The sequence below is a fragment of the Acinetobacter sp. YH16051 genome (genome assembly GCF_013417135.1).
GTDB classification, from domain to species: Bacteria; Pseudomonadota; Gammaproteobacteria; order Pseudomonadales; family Moraxellaceae; genus Acinetobacter; species Acinetobacter towneri.
This window is the reverse complement of the sequence record NZ_VPEN01000069.1, coordinates 1-2,934: the sequence shown is the minus strand read 5'-3', so window position 1 is coordinate 2,934 and position 2,934 is coordinate 1. Positions and strand designations below refer to the sequence as shown.

Below are 2,934 nucleotides of genomic sequence, written 5' to 3'. Positions count from 1 at the left end.
AGACATTGGTCCAATTCGAGTAGGTGTTAAGTCTACAGCAGATAAGGTATTTATACGTGACGATTGGGATTCGTTTGATCCTAAACCTGAATTAATCAAATATTTGTTGACTAGCGAATGTGCGCAACAGTTTAAGGCTATCAGACCGAATAAGCCTAAAGAAATTATTTATCCACATACAAGTGAAAATGGAAAGAAAAAAGCCGTAGATATAGATCAGTATCCAGCTACTAAACAATATTTAGAAGTGTACAAAGAGCAATTAAGTAGTAGGGAATATCTGATAAAAGCGGGTAGAAATTGGTATGAATTGTGGGTTCCACAAAATCCAAGTCTGTGGTGTAAGCCAAAGATTGTTTTTCCAGATATCTCTGAAAAACCAAAATTTTGGATAGATCTAGAAGGCAATATAGTTAATGGTGAATGCTATTGGATTACACCAGACGATAGTAAAGATAATGAATTATTATGGTTATGTTTAGCAGTTGCTAACTCTAGGTTTATTGAGCAGTTTTATGACTATAAATTTAACAATAAGCTATATTCAGGAAAAAGAAGGTTCATGAAGCAATATGTTGAAGAATTTCCTATTCCTGATCCTGAATTACAGAACTCTCAAGAATTAATTAAGTTATCAAAGATGATTTATAACTTGTTAGATCAGAAAGAAAGTTCAAAGCTTAAAGACAAGCTAGATGAACTTGTCTTTAAAGCGTTTGGTGTTAATTAAAAAAGTTTGCTGGGAGTGGTAATTGGATTTTCCCATTTACTACTTTACCTTGAAACTGAGTAAATCTGTTGAAGAAGCTCTCGCCAGTAGTAACAACTAGATGAGTCAGTGTAACTAGACTCCCATTAGTCGTTCCGTAAAACACCGCATATCTAGTATCACAATGACGCACTAAAGTTGAATCTACTGGGAAGCCTAAATTATCCAAACTGTCAGGACAAACTAGCCCTAAATCGATAGTTGGAGAAGTCTGAAGCTTGACTTCCAATAACTGATTTTTAATATCGGGGAATTTCCCATCATCAGCGTAGCTAGAATATCCTAAAGCTTCGCAAACTAATTTATGTAATCCAGCCCCACGATTACGTTCCTGTACTATGCCTGGATCACTAAAAGTTAAGCCAATGAGTGGAGAGAGCCTAGTGAATACTTCTTTAATAGAAAGTAATTCTTTAGATGATGGAAAACCTATTGGAGATTGAGTTGGTTTATACGAATCTGGTGCTAAATGACCTATCAACTGATCTGTATCAAGGGGGGATATAAGTTCTAATGACTCATTAGGAGTAAATCTAGCTTGATATTTTGTAGTGATTTTGCCAGTTGTATCTAAAATGGAAAGTTCTTCACCATTTATAACTTTCACTTTGTAAATAATATCATTCGTGTCAATGCCGATAATAACATAGCGTCTTTCAGCAGAAATCTCTTCATTCCAAATCTGTAAATTTCTAGATTTTTGATTATATGTATCAAAATTTTGACCCGTAAATCGAGGTTGAACTTTCGGAAAAGTTTTTTCGATGGGATATCCTAGAATTTCACAAACCTTTTGTTTAACAACTTTAGATCTTGATTTTACAGCATAAGCACTCACATCAAAACCACATAATTTTTCATTTAAAATTTGTTCTAGGATTTCATCTGGAATCCATAGTTCAGGATGGCCAATAGTGATAGGGGTATGAATCGTAATACCTGCATTTTGGATATTACGAACATACTCATCTGCTGATAGTAGCGTCATTAAAGTCTCTTGGAATCAATAGTTCTGGAACAGTGATTCCAAGTGCTTCAGCAATTATCTCTAAGGAACTTAAAGAAAGATTTTTTTCACATCTCTCAATAGCTCCTATATATGTCCTATGCAATTTACAAAGTTCAGCTAACTCTTCTTGTGAAAGATTATTGGCTGATCTATAACTTTTTAGATTATTAGAAATAATCAATAGTAGTTTATGACTAGGCTTACGAAACATTATTGGAAATCACTTGTTTGAGTCCAAATAATGAAAATATGATGACAATAAGTCGACAGACGATAAGTAGCATTAGAGAGTATAAGTCGGTAATCCTCCCATAAATAACCGAAGTTAAAAGTAGAGGTTAAGCAGCCATTAGAGGTGGCTTTCCTTTGTTAGCTTGATGTGGTCTTTCATGGTTGTAATGCCACAACCAGTTTGTTGCATAATCTTGTACTTCATCCAAAGTATCAAATAAATGCTTGCTCAGCCAACTATAACGTATAGTCCGATTATAGCGTTCAATATACGCATTCTGCTGTGGCTTACCCGGTTGAATATATTCAATACGAATACCGTGCTCAGTAGCCCAGCGCACAAATTCGTGACTGATAAATTCGGGACCATTATCGCATCGGATCACTAACGGTTTTTCTCTCCACTCCAGCAATTGATTCAACGTACGAATAACCCTGATTGTGGGCAATGAGAACCCTGCGTCAATGGCTAGGCCTTCGCGGCGGTAATCATCAATCACATTCAATAATCGAAACTTGCGACCATCGGAAAGCTGATCATGCATAAAATCTAATGACCAAACCTGATTTTCTCGGATTGGTTCCTTCAATGGTTCAGGCGCATGCCGTTTTAGTCTTCTTCTCGGTTTAATACGCAGATTCAGTGCCAACTCACAGTAAATGCGGTAAACCCGCTTGTGATTCCAGCAGCAACTCTCAACATGCCGTAAATACGAGAAGCACAAACCAAAGCCCCAATCGGAATTTTCCTCAGTGAGTTCAATGAGCTGTTCAGCAATGAGTGCATTGTCATCGCTGAGTTTGGCTTGATAGCGGTAGCAGGTTTCACTAATGCCAAATGCTTTACAAGCCAAACGAATACTAATGGCATGCTGGGCAACTGCCTGTTGTGCCATCTTACGCCGGCAAGATGGCTTTACCCTTG

Annotated in this window: 4 protein-coding genes; 1 reads left to right on the top strand and 3 read right to left on the bottom strand. The window is 36.9% G+C overall.

From position 1 onward, the window contains the following. A partial coding sequence (locus tag FTV41_RS14150; protein WP_257221985.1) for a TaqI-like C-terminal specificity domain-containing protein occupies positions 1 to 730 on the top strand: 730 nt, incomplete at its 5' end. Here the strand turns inward: FTV41_RS14150 and FTV41_RS14145 are convergent. The 3 genes from FTV41_RS14145 to FTV41_RS14135 all read right to left on the bottom strand — a co-directional run. After that, positions 723 to 1,757, bottom strand: a complete 1,035-nt coding sequence (locus FTV41_RS14145) for a restriction endonuclease (protein WP_179991619.1) — start codon at positions 1,755 to 1,757, stop codon at positions 723 to 725. The genes FTV41_RS14150 and FTV41_RS14145 overlap by 8 nt on opposite strands. Further along, positions 1,735 to 1,989, bottom strand: coding sequence for a helix-turn-helix domain-containing protein (locus tag FTV41_RS14140; RefSeq protein WP_081402697.1), 255 nt, complete (start codon positions 1,987 to 1,989; stop codon positions 1,735 to 1,737). Before FTV41_RS14140 ends, FTV41_RS14145 begins: the two co-directional genes overlap by 23 nt. Positions 1,990 to 2,116: 127 nt before the next feature. Beyond that, positions 2,117 to 2,934, bottom strand: an 818-nt coding sequence (locus FTV41_RS14135) for an IS3 family transposase (protein ID WP_179996719.1), incomplete at its 5' end; no start/stop codon positions are given.

Bases quoted from the DNA above. Each gene is read 5' to 3' on its own strand.
- FTV41_RS14145 (WP_179991619.1), bottom strand. From the start codon at position 1,757: ATGACGCTACTATCAGCAGATGAGTATGTTCGTAATATCCAAAATGCA.
- FTV41_RS14140 (WP_081402697.1), bottom strand. From the start codon at position 1,989: ATGTTTCGTAAGCCTAGTCATAAACTACTATTGATTATTTCTAATAAT.